At 43.7% G+C, this 19,073-nt stretch carries 17 protein-coding genes; 10 read left to right on the top strand and 7 right to left on the bottom strand.

The features are described 5' to 3' along the window. From A1232T_RS04985 to gluQRS, 4 genes are all read left to right on the top strand, one after another. On the top strand, positions 1 to 1,084 hold a 1,084-nt coding region (locus tag A1232T_RS04985), incomplete at its 5' end, for an RNA-guided endonuclease InsQ/TnpB family protein (protein WP_143513953.1). A 67-nt stretch (positions 1,085 to 1,151) separates the two neighbouring features. Continuing rightward, complete coding sequence (locus tag A1232T_RS04975) at positions 1,152 to 2,012, top strand: metallophosphoesterase (protein ID WP_077448377.1); 861 nt, start codon at positions 1,152 to 1,154, stop codon at positions 2,010 to 2,012. A 142-nt stretch (positions 2,013 to 2,154) separates the two neighbouring features. Further along, positions 2,155 to 2,592 carry an RNA polymerase-binding protein DksA gene (gene dksA, locus A1232T_RS04970; protein WP_077448375.1) on the top strand — a complete coding sequence of 146 codons (438 nt, stop codon included), beginning with the start codon at positions 2,155 to 2,157 and terminating at the stop codon, positions 2,590 to 2,592. 97 nt (positions 2,593 to 2,689) lie between these two features. Further along, complete coding sequence (gene gluQRS, locus A1232T_RS04965; RefSeq protein ID WP_244152384.1) at positions 2,690 to 3,595, top strand: tRNA glutamyl-Q(34) synthetase GluQRS; 906 nt, start codon at positions 2,690 to 2,692, stop codon at positions 3,593 to 3,595. A gap of 101 nt (positions 3,596 to 3,696) precedes the next feature. Here gluQRS and ftsW read toward each other — a convergent pair whose 3' ends face one another. Both ftsW and murD read right to left on the bottom strand, forming a co-directional pair. Continuing rightward, entirely contained in the window at positions 3,697 to 4,905 is a 1,209-nt protein-coding gene (ftsW, locus tag A1232T_RS04960; RefSeq protein WP_208606913.1) for a putative lipid II flippase FtsW, read from the bottom strand. Between the two features lie 54 nt (positions 4,906 to 4,959). Continuing rightward, positions 4,960 to 6,324, bottom strand: a complete 1,365-nt coding sequence (gene murD, locus A1232T_RS04955; RefSeq protein WP_244152385.1) for a UDP-N-acetylmuramoyl-L-alanine--D-glutamate ligase — start codon at positions 6,322 to 6,324, stop codon at positions 4,960 to 4,962. Between the two features lie 775 nt (positions 6,325 to 7,099). Here murD and A1232T_RS04950 point away from each other — a divergent pair. After that, on the top strand, positions 7,100 to 8,608 hold the full coding sequence (locus A1232T_RS04950) for a SulP family inorganic anion transporter (protein ID WP_077448370.1): 1,509 nt from the start codon (positions 7,100 to 7,102) through the stop codon (positions 8,606 to 8,608). A gap of 121 nt (positions 8,609 to 8,729) precedes the next feature. Continuing rightward, a complete protein-coding gene (locus tag A1232T_RS04945) occupies positions 8,730 to 9,590 on the top strand; it encodes a universal stress protein (RefSeq protein WP_077448368.1) in 861 nt (286 codons plus the stop codon). Between the two features lie 132 nt (positions 9,591 to 9,722). Here A1232T_RS04945 and A1232T_RS04940 read toward each other — a convergent pair whose 3' ends face one another. Further along, positions 9,723 to 10,994: an amidohydrolase family protein gene (locus A1232T_RS04940; protein ID WP_208606912.1), complete on the bottom strand. Its 1,272-nt coding sequence runs from the start codon at positions 10,992 to 10,994 to the stop codon at positions 9,723 to 9,725. Between the two features lie 110 nt (positions 10,995 to 11,104). Further along, positions 11,105 to 12,298 carry an MFS transporter gene (locus A1232T_RS04935; RefSeq protein ID WP_244152383.1) on the bottom strand — a complete coding sequence of 398 codons (1,194 nt, stop codon included), beginning with the start codon at positions 12,296 to 12,298 and terminating at the stop codon, positions 11,105 to 11,107. Between the two features lie 453 nt (positions 12,299 to 12,751). Between A1232T_RS04935 and A1232T_RS04930 the strand changes: the two genes are divergently transcribed. Both A1232T_RS04930 and A1232T_RS04925 read left to right on the top strand, forming a co-directional pair. Beyond that, entirely contained in the window at positions 12,752 to 13,090 is a 339-nt protein-coding gene (locus A1232T_RS04930; RefSeq protein ID WP_077448367.1) for a P-II family nitrogen regulator, read from the top strand. 108 nt (positions 13,091 to 13,198) lie between these two features. Beyond that, positions 13,199 to 14,452 (top strand): ammonium transporter, encoded by a 1,254-nt coding sequence (locus tag A1232T_RS04925; RefSeq protein ID WP_077448366.1) that lies wholly within the window; start codon positions 13,199 to 13,201, stop codon positions 14,450 to 14,452. 155 nt (positions 14,453 to 14,607) lie between these two features. On the opposite strand, the gene A1232T_RS04920 is transcribed toward A1232T_RS04925, so the two are convergent. Further along, complete coding sequence (locus A1232T_RS04920; RefSeq protein ID WP_425272059.1) at positions 14,608 to 15,084, bottom strand: YcgN family cysteine cluster protein; 477 nt, start codon at positions 15,082 to 15,084, stop codon at positions 14,608 to 14,610. 280 nt (positions 15,085 to 15,364) lie between these two features. On the opposite strand from A1232T_RS04920, the gene A1232T_RS04915 reads away from it, so the two are divergent. Together A1232T_RS04915 and ylqF are read left to right on the top strand one after the other, a co-directional pair. Further along, on the top strand, positions 15,365 to 16,105 hold the full coding sequence (locus A1232T_RS04915; RefSeq protein WP_077448363.1) for a dienelactone hydrolase family protein: 741 nt from the start codon (positions 15,365 to 15,367) through the stop codon (positions 16,103 to 16,105). 320 nt (positions 16,106 to 16,425) lie between these two features. Continuing rightward, the gene (ylqF, locus tag A1232T_RS04910; RefSeq protein ID WP_077448361.1) at positions 16,426 to 17,397 is read left to right on the top strand and encodes a ribosome biogenesis GTPase YlqF; all 972 of its coding nucleotides are present in this window, start codon (positions 16,426 to 16,428) and stop codon (positions 17,395 to 17,397) included. Between the two features lie 224 nt (positions 17,398 to 17,621). Here the strand turns inward: ylqF and A1232T_RS04905 are convergent, their stop codons facing one another. Both A1232T_RS04905 and A1232T_RS04900 read right to left on the bottom strand, forming a co-directional pair. Further along, positions 17,622 to 18,275: a hypothetical protein gene (locus tag A1232T_RS04905; RefSeq protein WP_077448359.1), complete on the bottom strand. Its 654-nt coding sequence runs from the start codon at positions 18,273 to 18,275 to the stop codon at positions 17,622 to 17,624. Between the two features lie 20 nt (positions 18,276 to 18,295). Continuing rightward, positions 18,296 to 19,073: DDE-type integrase/transposase/recombinase (locus tag A1232T_RS04900; protein WP_143513952.1), on the bottom strand; the 778-nt coding region annotated here is incomplete at its 5' end.

Raw genomic sequence — 19,073 nt, 5'->3', positions numbered from 1 at the left:
TAAAGACAAACACATAAAAGAGCTGAATCATCTAAGCGGTTCAGTGAACTTCGTGTGGAACTATATTAATGCACTTTGCTTTGAGCATCTAAAACGTACCGGTAAGTTTTTTAGTGCTTATGATCTAAGTGAGTATACTAAAGGTAGCGGTGAATATTTAGGACTACACAGTCAGACCTTACAGGCTATCAATGAGACACACGCTAAATCACGTAAACAATTTAAAAAAGCCAAACTTAGCTGGCGTACCAATCGTGCTGATGCCAAGCGTAAATCATTGGGCTGGATACCTTTTAAGAAATCGGCTATCAAATACCTAAGCACAATACAAACAGGCAAAAAAGCACTTAAATCAACCATACAGCTATCGCTATCTAAAGGTCAAAAGCTCCTCATCGATGTATTCGATAGCTATAACCTAAGCCTGTATCAAATTAACACGCTTGAGATAGTACAAGACAGTCGTAATCGTTGGTATGCCTGTATTACTGTTAAAGACTTTCCTAAGCAAGTAAGTGGTAAGGGCAGCGTTGGTATTGATTTGGGCTTAAAAGAGTCTGCAACCACATCAAATGGTGACAAGCTAACTATTAAGCAAACGCAAAAGTGGGCTAAAAAGCTTGCTATCGCTCAACGTGCTAACAATAAAAATCGTGTCAAAGCAATCCACGCCAAAATTAAAAACACAAGATTAGACTTAACTCATAAATTCACCACCAAACTTGTCAAAGATAATGCCTTGATTGTGGTTGGTGATGTTAAGTCACGCTCATTTACCAATAAAAAAACCAACCTCGCTAAATCAACATACGATGCAGGTTGGTTTGAACTTAAACGACAACTGGAATATAAATGCAAGCATGCAGGTTGTCAGTTTGAGATCGTAAATGAGAGTTACACTACCCAGACCTGCTCGTGCTGCCACAAAATAAGTGACAGTAGTCCAAAAGGTAGAGCAGGTTTGCGAATAAGAGGATGGAGGTGTGCTGAGTGTGGCACATGGCATGATAGAGATATCAATGCTGCTAAGAACATCCTCGCGGTCGGGCTTGACCGTCTAGCTGTAGGAATCCCCTCGGTTTAGCGAGGGGAGGAAGTCAATAAACCACTTAAAAGCATGGCTCAATATTTATAGTAAGAAGAGGTCCGTCATGTCTACATTTCAAGGCTTTATCGACCCCAAAACTTATCCCCCGACCCAGATAACCACTGCGGACGGTGTGATTAATATTCTGCAGCTGACCGACCCGCACTTATATCTAGACTCTGATACTGAAACGGTAGGCATCAATAACTATAAAAGCTTCACTGCTTGTTTGCAGCAGGCCTTAGAGGAAGACATTCGCTGTGACTTGATTTTATTGAGTGGCGATTTGGTGAATGAAGTTAAGCCTGAGATTTACCAAAACATTTATCAGTTGCTTGAGAAAACCGGCATTCCGTTTGTTTGTATAGCCGGTAACCATGATGTCACCGATGAGCTATACAGTCATCTGCCCTTCTCTGAGCGCCGTTTTGTAGCTCATAAACCCAACGCTCTGCTCCTCTCTCGTCACCGCCTTACTTTAAATGACTGGCGCTTACTGCTAATAGACAGTAGTGTCCCTGGCAAGGTTTATGGGACTGTGGGTAACAAAAACCTAAACTGGCTATCGCAAAACGTAGCAAATAGTCATCATCCTGTCATAATTGGCATGCATCATCACGTGCTGCCAATAGACTCAGCTTGGATGGATGACCATATCACCCAAGATGCTGAGGACTTTTGGCAGTTAATTGAGGACAAACCTTCGGTAAAAGCAGTAGTGACCGGTCACGTACATCAAAACTTTGAGGCCCAAAGGGCAGGAGTCAAAGTATATGCTACCCCATCTACTTGCTACCAATTTAAACCAAAATCTGATAACTTTGCTTTTGATGACCAAGCAGCTCCCGGCTATCGTTGGTTAAGCTTAAATAAACAAGGCGTTATACAAAGCTGGATAACGAGGCTAGAAAACAAAAAGCCTTAAAGCCGTTTAGATTATCTGCAGGTCATTGATAAATCAGTAAGAAGGCCTTATATAATACTTCTCGCAATAACAAAAAAAATGTGATATAAGTCTCCATTATTTTAATTTGGCACCCCCTACTACATGGATATAGGAAATTGTCATGAGTCAAAATGCTATTGACGACCTAACTAATTTTAAGCCGTACGAAGTTGGCGCAGATGAAGAGTATATGTCTGATGCTCAGCTTACCCATTTTGAGAACATTCTTAAGGCATGGAAGCAGCAGTTAGCAGGTGATGCTGAAAGCACTAAGACCTACATTCAAGATGAGTCAGCCGCTTTATCAGATACTAGCGATAGAGCTACTCAAGAAGAAGAGTTTGCTCTAGCGCTACGTACTCGTGATCGCGAACGTAAGTTAATTCGTAAAATCGATAAATCATTGGCTGAGATCAGCAATGGCGATTATGGTTTTTGTGAAACTTGCGGCGTTGAGATTGGTTTACGTCGTTTGGAAGCCCGTCCTACGGCAACTCAATGTATCGACTGCAAAACTTTAGCAGAAATCAAAGAGCGTCAAAACTGGGGCCACTCTTAAGTCTTTATCAGTTACCCGTAACTGTTAGCGACTGCCTCTGTCTATGACGATGCCTAACGAAAAACGGCCCACTGACTGTCCTATTTATAGGCCAGCTATGGGCCGTTTTGCTCCTTCACCCACTGGCGAGTTACATCTTGGTTCGCTAACCACCGCGATTGCCAGTTATTGTCATATCAAATCCCTAGGTGGCACCTGGCTACTGCGTATTGAAGATACCGACCGCCAACGCTGCAGTACCAAATTTAGTGAGCAAATCCTAATAGATTTAGAAAACTTAGGACTGCATTGGGAGGGGAGTATTTGGTATCAATCCGAGCGAACCGATATCTACAATGAGCTGTTACACGATCAGCTATTACCTTATGTTTATGGCTGTCGCTGCTCCCGCAAAGACTTAGCGGACTATGATATTTACCCCAGATTCTGCTTACCCGATCCTAAGACGGCAGCTTATGAAGCCCATACTCTTAGTCAGCAACAAAAAACACAGGGGTTAGTGGATAAAAAGGTGAGAATCCAGCTGCCCAATCAAAGCATGGGATTTATAGATGGCATTCAAGGCATACAGTGGTCCAATCCACAGCAAAGCTTAGGAGATGTGGTGTTACGCCGAGCAGATGGCACCATTAACTACTTCTTAGCGGCCAGTGTCGATGATGGCCTGCAAGGGATTACTCATGTCATGCGCGGCCTAGATATCTTACCGTTAACCACGACCCAAATCTCTATTATGAGCTATCTAAACCTGCCCACCGTTGAGCACTGGTATCACTTGCCCTTGGTTGAGAATCATTGTGGTCAAAAGCTATCAAAACAAAACTTAGCCACCCCCATTGACACCCTTAGCGAGCAGAAGTGTCAAAACCTAATCCAAAAGGCTCTAACTTTACTCAAGCAGCCAGAAGTTGATGTAGATAAACCAGAGGCCATGCTGGAGCAAGCCGTCGCACAGTGGCGATTAGAACCCTTACAGCACCAAAGTGTACTGGGTAAGGTTTAAACCTCTTTTACCCCTAAAATAAATAAAAATCACAAATAAAAAGGCCGTATAAATTAATTTATACGGCCTTTTTATGAGTCGTGTACTTATTAATCAAGGGCTTAGTAATGGCGACACTGAGCCGTTGGTATTTTTGATGTATTCTTATGGATATTTAGCAAGATACCGACCATGACTAAGCTAATCAACATTGAAGAGCCGCCATAACTGAAGAAAGGCAGGGTCAGACCTTTAGTCGGCATTAACCCCATGTTCATTCCTGAGTTAATGACACCTTGGCCAATAAAAATTACCGCAAAACCAAAGGCGGTATAGCTCAAACGCATCTGACGATTTTTCAGCGCAGTGTAACTAATGCGCATGGCACTAGCAATCACTAAAGCTTCTAAAGCAAGTACCGTAAGCACGCCTACTAGCCCCAACTCTTCGCCAGTAATCGCCAACAAGAAATCGGTATGCGCCTCTGGCAAGTGAGCCAATTTCTGTACACTTTCACCATAGCCTACACCCGTTATTTCACCGCGGCCAAAAGCAATTAAACTGCGTGCCAACTGATAATCAGAGCCCTGAATATCATCAAAAGGATCTAAGAAAGAGGTGGCACGGGTCATACGATATTCTTGGAACATTACCGCATAAGCCGCTCCGATTAAGCCGCCTACTACCAAGAACCCAGACTGACTCCAAGGTGCGCCGGCCACAAAGAATATGGCCAAAATCACCCCAATAATAATAACCAGGGATCCAAAGTCAGGCTGTGATAAAAACAGGCCAACCAGCACCATCACCAGCACGCCCATACGGAAGATCCCCCCGTAGCCTTGACGTACCTCTGTCCCGCGGCGCACCACAAAGTCAGCGGTAAACATGACCATTACAAGCTTAGCAAGCTCCGCCACTTGGAAGTTAAAGGGGCCAATCTCAATCCAACGTTTTGAGCCGTTAATAGCATCTCCAAACAGCAAGGTGGCTATCAGTAATAAGATGACCATCATCAGGGCTGAGGCCAGGGTTAGCATGTCATATAGCCATAAAAGGCGTACTTTGTAGGCCATAAACGCAGCTGCTAAGCCTATACCCATATACATTAATTGGTTCTTAAAAAAGTAAAGCTGACTAATGTCATGCATATTGGCAAAAGGAATAGAGGCTGAGGCCACCATGATTAGGCTTAACACCATCAGACAGCTGACGCTGACCATCAGCACACTTCCTGCTGACGGCATGGAAAATACGCCGGTACTATTTTGCTTACGTTTGGACAGAGCATTTGGGGTGTAGCCAGATGCATTAGGAGTATCTTTTGCCATAGGGTATCAACTGTACTTAAAACTATTTTTCAATAAAATAAATAACAAACTAGATTAGCACTTCAAATCAGTTACTAGCTGACAGAAATGTTCGCCACGCTCATTGTAGCTACTATACTGATCTAAGCTCGCACAGGCAGGAGACAATAAAACCGCTGCCACTTGTGACAAACTGCTAGTCAAGAGCTGCTGAGCCTTATCCATGGCTTGATCTAAAGTCTGATAATGATGCAGTTGTACGTCATCAGATAAATCTGCTTGCTGTAAGTGCTCGGCAATTAGCGGACCATCTTTACCTATCAGCAATACCTGACTGACATACTTATTGATTAAAGGGGCAAGCTCAGAGAAATCTTGACCTTTACCCTCTCCGCCCAATATCAGCATTAACTTGGTTTTACCATTAGATTGGCTACTATAAACAGACCCAAGACCTAAAATGGCGGCCAGTGTCGACCCCACATTGGTGCCTTTTGAGTCATTAAAGTAATCTATGCCTGCCACATTATCCACAAATTGACAGCGGTGTGGCAGTCCTGAAAACTCTTGTAACGTTTGCAGCATGCTCTCAACATCAATACCTGCCAGCTCACCCAAAGCAAGAGCCGCCAAAGCATTCACTAAGTTGTGCTTGCCTTTTACTTTTAATTTATCGGCTGCGATTAATTTTTCGGTGCCTTTGGCTAGATAAAGACTGCCATCGCCTTCAGTGATTAGCCCATATTCTCCCAAATCTGGGGCATTAGAGCCAATGCTCAGTCGGGGGGTATTATCAGCAATCAAGGGTCTGGATAAGGCGTCATCTCGGTTAACCACAATAGACTTAGCCCCTTGGAAAATACGATGTTTGGCCTGATGATAGCCCAGCATATCACCATGACGATCTAAATGATCTGGGGACATATTGAGCACAGTCGCCACTTTTGCGCCAAGATTGGTGACAGTTTCTAACTGAAAACTAGACAGTTCTAAAACTGCCAGCTCCATATTCTCACCCAATTGCTCGTCTTCTAATAAGCTTAACGCGGGCACACCAATATTACCGCCAACGCCAACATTGATACCGGCATCTTTGGCCATCAGTCCCAATAAGGTAGTGACCGTACTTTTGGCATTAGAGCCTGTTATAGCAACGATAGGCGTGCTGCAAGCTTCTTTGAACAACTGAATATCACTAACAATAGCAATCCCAGCTTGTTTGGCCTTTGCCACAGCAGGAGTGGTTAGCGCCACCCCTGGGCTAATAATAATACGCTCAGCTTGTAATAACAGCTCGCCATCAATCTCACCAAAGGCTCGGATTTCTATGCTGGGGTTTAATTGATCGGCCAATTTAGGAGCAGCATTACCATCCGTTACCGCAACACTATAACTGCGCTTTGCTAGATAGTTGGCTGTCGCTAAACCTGACTGCCCCATACCAATGACCACTTGTAGCCCACTGCCCTTTTGAATGAGGTCAGCTGAGCTGTTATCAGACTTCGTCTTGGCTTGATATTTAGTGCTGGGCTGATAATGTCCCACACTTGAGGCCTGTTCAGGATCAAGGTTTGATGAGGTCTGAGAGTTATTAGGTGATGTGCTTTGTGACTTATAAGCTGTGTGATCTACCGAAGATCTATTGGCATCGGTTAGGGTTGGGTCAGTACTCATGGTCTGTCCTTGTTTCTATATTGTGCTATGATGCACCCATTTTTGTAGATATGTAGCCCCTATTTATTTTTGCTTATTTTTGACACTAATGACTCGACCTGCATTAACTGCAGTGGGCAGTTATCGCCGCAGTATAAATTAATGTTAAAATTTAAATAGGAAGCTAGATCGTTGCTAGGGGTAGAGGGTGTTTATTCTACCATGAGTCCAGCCTCTATGAACTGAATTTCCTTGCCTTTCTATGGCTATTTTTGTGTGTTTTTAACCTCTTAAACACACTCCATTTAGAAGCGCCGTCTCATGCTGATATTTATCAACGAACATCTCTCCACTATAGCACCACTTAGGTGATGTGAATAATTTATGAAAGTATTTGCACAAGATAGCATACGCTTTATGAGCGGTATGGCCGATAGTCTACCGTAAATTTCGGTGACAGCGTTTGCCTTACAATTCCGGCCACTTTCGTCTGTTTTTTAGTTTCATATCCCTATAAAATACAACTTAACAAATAATCGACCCAAACACTATGCCAAAACCTATGTCTCTAACCTTCCCTTCCTTAAATACGCTAAAAGATGAGTGGTTTTCTAATGTGCGAGGTGACGTGCTCTCAGGATTAGTGGTCGCCTTAGCCTTAATTCCTGAAGCCATTGCTTTCTCGATAATTGCTGGTGTAGACCCCAAAGTCGGGCTATATGCCTCCTTTTGTATTGCGGTAGTTATCAGCTTCGTTGGGGGGCGCCCAGGTATGATTTCGGCCGCCACAGGAGCCATGGCTTTGGTCATGGTGACTTTAGTCGCCGACCATGGTCTGCAATACCTGCTCGCTGCTACCTTACTGTGCGGGGTACTCCAGTTCTTTATGGGTGTATTTAAGCTGGGTAACTTGATGCGCTTTGTGTCACGCTCAGTGGTCATCGGCTTCGTGAATGCCCTGGCCATTTTAATTTTTATGGCCCAGCTGCCCGAGCTAAACCCAGCCATGGATCGTGTGGGCATGCCAGTTTATATCATGACCGCAGCGGGCTTGGCCATTATCTACGGCTTTCCGCTGATTCCTAAGATTGGTAAAATCATCCCCTCTCCACTTATCTGTATTGTCGGCTTAACCGCAGTGGCCTTATATATGGGCTTGGACATTCGTAATGTGGGCGATATGGGTGAGTTGCCAGATACCCTACCCATGTTCTTACTGCCTGACGTTCCTCTAAACCTAGAGACCTTATTGATCATCGCGCCTTACTCTATGGCATTGGCGGTAGTAGGTCTGTTAGAGTCAATGATGACCGCAACCATTGTTGATGATTTAACCGATACTCCAAGTGACAAAAACCGCGAGTGTCGTGGTCAAGGTATTGCCAACGTAGCCTCAGGTTTCTTTGGCGGTATGGCCGGTTGTGCGATGATTGGTCAGTCAGTCATCAACGTTAAATCTGGCGGACGCACTCGTCTGTCTACCTTTATCGCTGGTGCCGTTTTACTGATCATGGTGGTGTTCTTAAGTGATTGGGTCAGCCAAATTCCAATGGCGGCCTTGGTAGCGGTAATGATTATGGTCTCTATCGGTACCTTTAACTGGGAATCTCTGCGTGAGTTTAAGACCCATCCCATGTCATTTAACGTGGTGATGCTGGCCACAGTTATTACCACCGTATTTACCCATAACTTAGCCTATGGTGTGTTGGTAGGTGTGCTGTTATCTTCCCTATTCTTCGCCAATAAGATTGGTCAGTTCCTAAGTATCTTAAGTGAGCTGGATGATGAAAATAACACCCGTTACTACTACGTCCAAGGTCAAGTTTTCTTTAGCTCAACAACTCAGTTCCTAAACAGCTTTGATACCAAAGAAGCCTTAGATCAAGTGGTTATTGATGTGAGCCAAGCTCACTTCTGGGATGTCACTGCCGTAGATACGCTAGATAAGTTAGTGATCCGTTTTCAACGCGAAGGAGTTGATGTTAAAGTAGTGGGTCTAAACAGCGCGAGTCGCACCATTATTGATAAGTTTTCAATTCATGACCGTCGTGATATCGGCTTACTAGACTAGAGCACTCTAAAGTTAATCGGTGTCTAGTTAATAGCCAAGCACAATTAATCCTACTCTAGCATTGCTAGAGTGGGATTTTTAGTTTACGTTGAAGGGATATCTCCCTGTTTGAGTGATTTTTATGAGTAATTTAAGAGCGGATAGCGTCATTGCTTGCTTGGATTGTCCTAACCATGTACAGGCTGTCCTTGAGGCCAGCATGTGGGCGGCCAAAAACCTACAGGCTCCCATAGGTCTATTGCACGCAGCCCCTACCGTACAGCATAAGGAAGCGTTGGATTATTCAGGATACTTAGTCGCCGATGATGGCACTCACCTCCTCAAACAATTAACTTTGGAAGAAAAAGACAGCAATGGCAAACTGCGTGACCAAGGTCGCTTATTGCTAAGGCAGGCACAAAGTTATTGTGAACAGCACCAAGGCCGTTATAAGCATCAAATTTACTATTTGCATCGCCATGCCTCTATTGCAGAAAGCTTGGACTATGTCGATGAAAGCGCGCAGTTAGTTGTCCTTGGACATCAAGTAACTTGTAAAGACACTTTATCACAGCTGATTCGTGCCAGCCGCTGCCCTGCCTTAGTCACTCATGAGAGCTTTAAAGTTCCAAAAACTGCGCTTTTTGGCTTTGATAACCGGCCCACCTGTCATGCCCTATTAGAGTGGCTGTGTAGCACTTCTTTGATTAGAAATCTAAACCTGCATGTGGTGATGGTCGGAGAAGAAAATGAGCGTAACAAAGAAGCCTTACGCGAAGCTTATGCCCGCTTAACCCAGTCAGGCATTAGCTGCAAAAAAGCGTTGATACAAGGCCATGATGTGACCTCAGCCCTCATGTATTACCAACAGCACAATGAGCTAGACCTTCTAATTACTGGGGCTTTTGGCGAATCACGCTTGCATGAGTTCTTACATGGCAGTAATACCCGTAAACTGCTCAAAGCCAGTCAGACCCCTTACCTACTGTATCCAAAAATGTAATTAATACAGAAGCTAAAATCTAAAAAAGGTGAACCCGGTTAGCTGAGCTCACCTTTTTTCTTTTTAATTGACTGGTTATTTATTAATTGATCGGTTGTTTGTTAATTGACCGGTTACTTATCCATTAGCTGGCTACTTGGTTTTTCTAAACAAGTCCAACTCAATGTCATAGCTAGGCTCTGGCTTTTTGAATAAGTACTCACCATTTCGAATAGATGCCAACACATCAGCCCGCTGACGTACCGCTTCAAAAGGAGTGTGAGCATCAAGCACTAAAAAGTTGGCCGGCTTACCTTTTTCAAACCCATACTGATCTTCAACATTTAATGTCTTAGCGCCATTATAGGTAATCAGGTCAAGACAAGTGTCTAACTGGGCAAAGGACATGGCTTGAGCCAAGTGAATACCATTATCCAGGATATTCATCAGGTTGCCGTTACCGGCAGGATACCAAGGATCATTGATTGAGTCTTGACCGAAGCAGACGTTAATACCGCTTTCCCAAAACTCTTTGACACGGGTTAAGCCACGGCGTTTTGGATAAGTATCTTGACGGCCTTGTAGATAAGCGTTCTCAGTCGGCAACGCAATAAAGTTCATGCCAGATTGTTCAAACAGCTGCATCATACGAAACGCATAGGCATTATCTGCTGAGCCAAACGAACAAGTGTGGCTGGCAGCCGTACGACTACCGATACCTTCTACCATTACCAAAGCATTTAGCAGTTGCACATGGCGGCTCATCGGGTCGTCAGTTTCATCACAGTGAATATCAATTAATTTATCATACTTCACCGCCAGCTCTACCGCTTTACGGACAGAATCCTGACCGAATTCATATGCCCACTCAAAATGAGGAATGCCACCGACACAGTCTGCGCCCATCTTAAGTGCTTCTTCTACCAACTCCTCTCCGCCTTTATAGGCATACATACCCTCTTGCGGGAAAGCGACAATTTGAATGGTGACGTTGTCTTTTAACTGCTCACGCACCTCAAGCATTGCCTTTAACCCAGTTAGATTCGGGTCACACACATCAATATGAGTACGTATAAACTGCACCCCTTTGGACACTTCTTCTTCGATACCCTTTAATGCTCGCTGTTTAGCATCTTCTAGAGTCTGTGTTTTTTTGACATCGTGCCAGCGCGCAATCCCTTCAAACAAAGTTCCGGTATCGTTGGTAGCGCCTTCGCTTTTGCCGGTATAAACATAATCCAAATGCAGGTGAGCATCGACATACGGAGGCACTACTAAGCGTCCTTTTAAATCAATCTCTTCGTCTGCACTGGGTAAATTATTGCCAATGGCTTCAATAACCCCATCTTTAACCAAAATCTCAGTGGCTTGTTGCTGACGGTTATTTTCATCACCATAGACAGTAGAATTGATAAATTTTTTCATTATATTCTCCTTTTTAGTTCTACTTTTCCACTCTATAACTTGTCGTGCTTTTTGTTGTGCTTTCAAGCATGCGTTGTATTTTTAAGGATAGGTTACTTTTAATAAGCCCCTTATTTAGCCCCCAAAGTCCTGTTAGCAAACAGTGACAATAAGATGGCAGGGATAAAGCACAGTATCGACAAGTAAACGATACCCATGGCACCAAATTGTGGCAGATACACTAGGATTAATCCGGCAACCCAAGTGGCAATCATGATTGAGAAGTTAAACACACTCGATTGCACCGAGGTGGCCACTGCTTTGGCCTCAGTCACCTGCTTACTAACCGCAGTTTGCCACATGGTCACTAAGGGACCAAACGCCAAACCCCATAACAAGAAGGCCATGTGAGACCAGCCATTAGCCCCGCCAAAGACCACAAACAGCATCATCGCTACCGCACCAGCTACCAACATAGCCACAATTAACCCTTGTAAGTGCGCATCAATAATGCGGGCAGATAAAATGACCGAAATTACTGAGCCAATACCAAATATCAATAACGCTAGGCTAATGCCACCTTGGAATCTTAAAGTCTCAACCAACAAGGTAATATAAGTATAAGTACTATAGTGGGCGACCACAGATAAGAAGGTTAATACCAGCACCATCCACACTTGTGGGATTTTTAGCATGGCCATTGGCGAGTTACTTTGGGTCAACTTCTCACCGGGTACTGCTGGCAAGAATTTGGCGGCCAATAAAGCAATGACTGCGCCCAACGCCCCGAGCAGGATAAATTCTGTTCTCCACCCCAGATGAGTGCCAATGTAAGTCATAAACGGCAAACCTAGACTTACACCAAAGGTATTCCCCGCCATGATAATAGTAATGGCCCTACCTTGTAGATCGTCCGTCACCAAAGCGGCACCATACGCGGCAATCATTGGCCACATAATACCGGCACAGATACCACCAAGAATGCGCATGGCCACAATAAGGTAATACGAAGAGGTGAGACCGACCACAATATTGGATAGCGCAAAACCGGCTAGCAGTACCAGTAATAAATTTTTTCGGTTGATAGCCAAGGTCATGCTAATAAGAGGAATGGCAAAGATGGCCGAAGCTAAAGCATAAATACCAACTAAGAAACCAACTTGTGTCTCTTCAATACCAAGACCTTGGGTCATTTGGGGCAAGATACCCGATGGCACCAATTCTGACAGGATACCGATAAAAGTCACACTGGCCATAAGGCCAAAGATAAACCATGAGATGTGGTCTTTTTTGACCACACCTTTAACAGAATGAATAGGCAACACCCTATCTCCAATTAGATGAATCGTTTAGATGTGAGGGGATTTATTATTATATTTAGGCATTACCTCCCCTACCTTTATAATACAACTAAATAACCACAATGTCTGTAATGATTTGCTAGTTATTGCAACCCTAAGTAACCCTATTAACCTCGGTAACCCCGCAGAACACCCTTCACAAATTACTAACCAATGGCTAACTCTCCATCGTTAAACTTAGTTATAATAATTCGGTTATTGCTTAATATGGTGCACACTGATTTGGTGCACTATTAGTTTAATATGCACTACTTTGATGCATTATTAGCCCTAAAAACGTCATCCCCCTTCGTTTTTGGTTGGCACAATTCTTGAAACAATGACATCAAAGACAATAGCTAAATAGCCGTATTAACAAGCCGTTTGTTGTAAACAATCAAATCCAAACATTATCAAAGTCATTAATAAGGATCTTCTATGAAATTGATTACCGCAATATTAAAACCTTTTAAGTTAGATGATGTGCGTGAAGCCTTGTCTGAAATTGGCGTGAAAGGCGTTACAGTTACTGAAGTAAAAGGTTTTGGTCGTCAAAAGGGCCATACTGAATTGTATCGCGGTGCAGAATATGTGGTCGACTTCCTACCTAAAGTTAAAGTAGAAGTGGCCGTAACGGATGAGATGGTAGAGCCTGCCATTGAAGCCATTACTCGCATTGCAAGCACAGGCAAAATTGGTGATGGTAAAATCTTTATCACTCCTCTTGAGCAAGTCATCCGTATCCGTACCGGTGAAACAGGTCCTGACGCTATCTAAGCTGTTATCAAATACAGCCCTCATTTCGGCTTTTTAAGATCAAGAACTTAAACAGCCACTATAAATGACATCCTGCCAATCTCGATCGCATTCCAAGGGGGAATCATCATGCAAAACCAGATTTTTGAACTACAGTACGCTCTCGACACTTTCTATTTCTTAATGTGCGGCGCCTTAGTTATGTGGATGGCTGCTGGCTTTGCCATGTTAGAAGCAGGACTGGTTCGTGCTAAAAATACCACTGAAATCTTAACCAAAAACGTTGGTCTATTTGCCATCGCTTGTACCATGTACTTGATGTGTGGCTATCACTTTATGTATGACGGTGGCTTCTTCTTAAGCGGTATCTCTGGTGGCGAAACTGTCGTGGCAACTGCGCTAGCGGCTTCAGCAGCCAATGGCTTTAATGGAGACGCAGTTTATTCACAAGCCTCTGACTTTTTCTTCCAAGTGGTGTTCGTAGCCACCTGCATGTCTATCGTGTCTGGTGCTGTGGCTGAGCGTATGAAGCTTTGGGTTTTCTTTGCCTTTGCGGTGGTGATGACTGGCTTTATTTATCCTATGGAAGGCAGCTGGACTTGGGGCGGCAACCCTGTTCCCTTCATTGGTGAGCTAAACTTTAGCGACTTTGCTGGCTCTGGAATTGTGCATATGGCTGGGGCTTCAGCGGCATTAGCAGGCGTGTTATTACTGGGTGCTCGTAAAGGTAAATATGGCAAAAACGGTGAGATTCGCGCCATTCCTGGTGCCAACCTTCCACTCGCCACTTTGGGTACCTTTATCTTATGGATGGGCTGGTTTGGTTTTAATGGCGGCTCGGTTCTAAAACTGGGGGATATTAATAGCGCCAATTCAGTGGCTATGGTGTTCTTAAACACCAATGCTTCAGCAGCGGGCGGAGCTATCGGTGCGCTACTGCTTGCCCGCCTTATCTTTGGCAAAGCTGACTTGACCATGCTATTAAACGGAGCGCTGGCCGGCCTTGTGGCCATTACCGCAGAGCCCTTAACCCCTACTCCAGTGCAAGCCACTCTATTTGGCTTAATCGCTGGTGTCTTGGTGGTATTCTCAATTTTAGCCTTAGATAAAATCAAAATTGATGACCCTGTTGGTGCCATCTCAGTACACGGCGTGGTGGGGTTATTTGGGGTATTAATCGTCCCTGTGACCAATGCAGAGGCGACCTTCTTAGGTCAGTTAGGCGGCGCAGCGGTTATCTTCGTTTGGGTGTTTGGTGCAAGCTTAATTGTCTGGGGTATCTTAAAAGCTGTGGTTGGTCTACGTATCTCAGAAGAAGAGGAGTATGAAGGGGCTGACATCTCAGAATGTGGCCAAGAAGCTTATCCTGAATTTGTTAACTAATTACGGATTAGTTCTCCTCTCTTAAAGTTAATCAATGCAGTTGATTCAGTTAGCTAGAAGACAAATACTAATAAAGTTAAAGATATAAAAAAGGAGCCTGAGGGCTCCTTTTTTGTGCAGTTTAATTGACCTATATGGTCCAGCTTGAGCAAGATCTACGCCTGTATCCAGCGTACAATACGGTCTTCAAGATCGTCTTCATTCACCTGATTCTCACTCACACAGCGGCCAGCCACACCCACACCGTCCTCACGCATACCTTGCTTGGTCAGTTCGATATCTTGGGTCAATAATAAATGCCATTTAGGCAAACCTTCACCCAAATATATCAGTTTATAAGCACAATTGCTCGGCAGCCACATCATATCTGGCAGTTTATCGGCAGTTAAAGACACACATTCCGGCACAAATTGCTGACGGTTTTCATAGTTTGAGCAATAGCCAGTACTACAATCAAGCAGCTTACACGCGACATCAGTGTACTCTACTTCATAAGGAGACTCTGGATCATCCAAAAACTTCTCAAGACAACAGCCTCCGCAGCCATCACACAAAGCCTCCCACTCGGCTGTGGTTAGCTGGTCTAGGGTATATTTTTCCCAGAAATTTGGTCTTAACTGCTCATCATCCACGATAGTTCCTCGCTTAGTTTTTTTGCTTAGCTATTTTGCTCTGCTTATTGGCTTAAGGCTTTGGCCCAAATGACAAACAGCAGACTAATGGATTACGCCGGTGGAATCAATACAAACCGATAGCAACGGGCAAATCCTGTTCACATTTCTTAAATCGAAACTCTGGCTTATCTTTGCTATGTTATTAAGTGGTTCAACCCAAAGCCTATTTCATAAACGGCCTTTTATACAATATATTTCATAAAAAAAAGAAACCCACAAATCAATAAGGACATAATCGATGAGTATTAAAACTTACGAAATCAAAACCACAGCTGACTATGGCATGGAGCTGATCAGCTATATTGCGTTACCTGAATCGGCTACCAATGAGAATTCGGTTCCCGGTATTTTAGTCGCACCAGAATGGTGGGGCGTGGTTGAACATCCTCGTGAAGTGACTGAGCGTCTGGCAAAGGCTGGATTTGCTGCGGTCGCTATGGATGTATATGGTGAAGGTAAATTGACCACTGATGCGGCGCAGGCCAATGAGTGGATGACACAAATGCTAAACGACCAAGATAAATTGATGGGTCGTTGCCGCGCAATTCTAGATGACTTCGCCGATCAATTACCGGTAGATGGCAACCGCTTAGGCGTGGTGGGCTACTGCTTCGGCGGTAAAATCGCTTTGGATATGGCTCGTGAAGGTATGCCTGTAAAAGCCGTAGCAACTTTCCATGGTAACTTCTCACCAAAGCAGCCTGCTGAAAAAGATAAATTTAACGCCAAGGTGCTAGTAGCTCATGGCCGCGATGACAGCATGGTCTCAATGGATGATGTTGAAAGCTTCAAAGCAGAGATGGACAATGCCGGTGTGAGTTATACCGTTGACGTCTATGACAACGCCAAACACGGCTTTACCAACCCAAATGCGGACAAACGCGCTGAAGAAAACGGTGTAGACCTGGGTTATAACGAAAAAGCAGCTACTGAGAGCTGGGATAAAATGATTGATTTTATGAATAAGAATCTAAAATAAGCTCTCTTAAATTCTTTGAGCTAGCTTAGCCTCTAGTTAGGCTCAAGTTAGTTAAGCTTAAGCTAAACTCACTCAAAATATAGCTAGAATAAAGGCGCTCACTGTCACAGTAGAGCGTCTTTATTTTGTAGAGAGTTTTGTTGCTTATTTGCTTTAAGTTTTGCAATAAACAGTGTTTTATAAGCAGTTTTGATTAAGTCGCTTGCAGATGAATTAATCGGCTAGCTTATAGATTTGCTAACGGTGCTACAGCACATCTTAAGCGTGAATAGTGTAAACTTAGAGCAATGCGCAAAAACTACAAAAAGGTTAATGAAGTAATGATACAGACACCAAGTATTCAGTGGTTCCCAGGCCACATGAACAAAGCTCGTAACGAAATTAAAGAAATCATGCCTGACATGGATGTGGTCATCGAAGTGATTGATGCTCGTATTCCATTTAGCAGCGAAAACCCTATGGTGGCAGACCTGCGTAACAACCAACATGGCGGAAAAAAGCCGGTTATCAAAATCTTAAACAAAGCGGACTTGGCTGACCCTGAGCTGACTCAAGCTTGGATTGAGCAATTAGAATCACAGAGCCAAGTAAAAGCCATCGCTTGTGATGACAACAAGGCCAATGATGTCCAAAAAATTATCCAACTTTGCAAAAGCTTAGTGCCTAATAAAGTCGGTACCGGTCGTCAAATTAAAGTGCTGATTATGGGTATTCCAAACGTGGGGAAATCCACCTTAATCAATACCTTAGCCGGTCGCAGTATTGCCAAAACTGGAGATGAGCCTGCGGTGACTAAGTCGCAGCAGCTGATTAAGATTGATAACGACATTATGCTATATGACACACCAGGTATGCTATGGCCAAAGATTGAAAACCCCAACTCAGGCTTTCGGCTGGCAGCCACTGGCGGCATTAAAGACACTGCTTTTGACTTCTCAGATGTGGCTGGCTACACCGCCGAGTATTTAATTAAAGCCTATCCTGAGCTGTTAAAAGAGCGTTATAAGATTGATGAGCTACCACAGACCGATTGGGAGTTCTTCGAGGTAGCAGGACGCAAACGCGGCTTTTTGAAAAAAGGCGGTGTGGTCGATACTTACCGTATGTCAGAGATTTTAGTTAATGAGCTGCGCAGTGGTCAATTGGGTCGCATTACTTTAGAGACACCAGAAATGCGTGTCGAGGAAGACAAGCTGGTTGAAGCGCTAAGAGCTCAAGCTGAAGAGAAAAGATTGGCGAGAATCGAAGATAAAAAGCTACGCAAAAAACGTACTAGAAAGAATCGTAAGTAGCTTATCAAAGGCTTAAAACTTAGCTTTGTTTATAATATTGTTAATACGGGTGTTGGGTAGCTATTCTCGCTATCCGCTTGTATCTGACTTGCCAATGGCGTGCAGACTATCGTGGCGAGAATCGTTGCTGTTATCTCGACACCCTCTCTAGCCACAGTCTGCAACGCCATTGTCTGCGTCAGGATACCGTTACTATCAAGACTAACGGCAACATCGTGTTCTTGCTAGTATTTATCGTGGTTTGAGGTGAGCATCTCATGAAGCTTTTTAGGTTCGTACAGAACGTCGTCCTTAAAACTATAAATCATTACTGGGAATCCTGTCGCAAAAGTGATTCTCCATAAGCTCATAAGAGCTGACGAAGTATAATCTTCATTATAATAATCTAAGTGAAAGCTGTCATGTTCATTCGTTCTGCCTTCAAAGAATTCAATAGGCATTTCAATCTTTATAACTTCAAGCCCAACTTCTTTTTCAAACACAGTTTTTCTTTTAGATATCTCATCAAATATAGCCGAGAAAACCTTATTAAAATTCTTACTAACCCCTGTAATAACAATTTCGCAGTCATCAAACTGCAAGGTACATGCTACAACTTTTAAGCCATCCCAAGGTTCTAGATTTTTTTGATATAGTTTTTCTAAGGCTTCATACAGAGGTTTAAATAGATATTTCTTCGTACCTGCTTTTACTAAATCCCAAGTAGCTCCGCCTACGATAGCACCTGCAAGAAACTTCATAATATCTGTATTAACAAATACAGTGAGCCAAACCTCAGCCCCTTCAGCATAGGCAGGTATCCACTTTGGTCGTATTTGACAGTGATAGTCTTTTTCAATCTCGCTTTTGAAGTCATCAATACCGGTGTTTGTCAACATAGTTGTCACCATTTAATGAATTAGGCGACTCTCATTTCATCAATCGATTTTGGCTCTTTTACTGGATTTAAAGTCGTTGGGGGCACAGGTATACAATCTCTCACCTCTCGGCCACCCCAGCGCGCAGGATTTAATGCTTTTGCACTCTCTATCGTCTGCTTACGATTTGCTAGAATGACTTTATCCTCACCCATATGGCGCTCATTAGGGGTCACAAAGCGAAGCTGACTGTGCTTATGCTCCATGTTATACCAATGAGTAAACCTAAGCACCCAAGCTCTCGCTTCATCAAGACTATTAAACCCATCTGTGGGCCAATTCGGGCGGTACTTGCACGTTTTAAACAGCGACTCCGCAAATGGATTGTCATTACTTACCCGAGGTCTACTATAAGAGGTCATAACCCCAAGCTCATAAGCTTTCATTCGCATCGTTTGCGCCTTCATCGGTGCCCCATTATCAGAATGTAGAACTAAGCCTGAATGCAAACACTTCTCTTTAATTAACGTACGCTGTAGAAGCTGTGCGGCAAGCTCTCCTGACTCATGATCGTACACTTCCCATCCCACAATCTTACAGCTATACACATCTTCAATCATATACAGATAATAGAACTGACCTCGTACAGGACTTGGCAGGTAGGTAATATCCCAGCAGAACACTTGGCATGGTCCTGTAGCGGTAAATGATTCCGGCTTACTACTGACTTTAGGATCTAGGCTACGTCCTCTGTGGTTTAGCTGATTATGGGCTTTAAGTACACGGTAAAAGGTGGATTCTGAGGCATGATAGATACCT

The organism is Psychrobacter pasteurii (assembly GCF_900162815.1).
Classification (GTDB): Bacteria; Pseudomonadota; Gammaproteobacteria; order Pseudomonadales; family Moraxellaceae; genus Psychrobacter; species Psychrobacter pasteurii.
This window is presented reverse-complemented; position numbering and strand designations above follow the sequence as displayed.

Bases quoted from the DNA above. Each gene is read 5' to 3' on its own strand.
- A1232T_RS04925 (WP_077448366.1), top strand. From the start codon at position 13,199: ATGCAAAACCAGATTTTTGAACTACAGTACGCTCTCGACACTTTCTAT.
- A1232T_RS04975 (WP_077448377.1), top strand. From the start codon at position 1,152: ATGTCTACATTTCAAGGCTTTATCGACCCCAAAACTTATCCCCCGACC.
- murD (WP_244152385.1), bottom strand. From the start codon at position 6,324: ATGGGGCAGTCAGGTTTAGCGACAGCCAACTATCTAGCAAAGCGCAGT.
- ylqF (WP_077448361.1), top strand. From the start codon at position 16,426: ATGATACAGACACCAAGTATTCAGTGGTTCCCAGGCCACATGAACAAA.
- A1232T_RS04930 (WP_077448367.1), top strand. From the start codon at position 12,752: ATGAAATTGATTACCGCAATATTAAAACCTTTTAAGTTAGATGATGTG.
- gluQRS (WP_244152384.1), top strand. From the start codon at position 2,690: ATGGGCCGTTTTGCTCCTTCACCCACTGGCGAGTTACATCTTGGTTCG.
- A1232T_RS04905 (WP_077448359.1), bottom strand. From the start codon at position 18,275: ATGTTGACAAACACCGGTATTGATGACTTCAAAAGCGAGATTGAAAAA.
- A1232T_RS04945 (WP_077448368.1), top strand. From the start codon at position 8,730: ATGAGTAATTTAAGAGCGGATAGCGTCATTGCTTGCTTGGATTGTCCT.
- A1232T_RS04915 (WP_077448363.1), top strand. From the start codon at position 15,365: ATGAGTATTAAAACTTACGAAATCAAAACCACAGCTGACTATGGCATG.
- A1232T_RS04940 (WP_208606912.1), bottom strand. From the start codon at position 10,994: ATGAAAAAATTTATCAATTCTACTGTCTATGGTGATGAAAATAACCGT.
- ftsW (WP_208606913.1), bottom strand. From the start codon at position 4,905: ATGGCAAAAGATACTCCTAATGCATCTGGCTACACCCCAAATGCTCTG.
- dksA (WP_077448375.1), top strand. From the start codon at position 2,155: ATGAGTCAAAATGCTATTGACGACCTAACTAATTTTAAGCCGTACGAA.
- A1232T_RS04950 (WP_077448370.1), top strand. From the start codon at position 7,100: ATGTCTCTAACCTTCCCTTCCTTAAATACGCTAAAAGATGAGTGGTTT.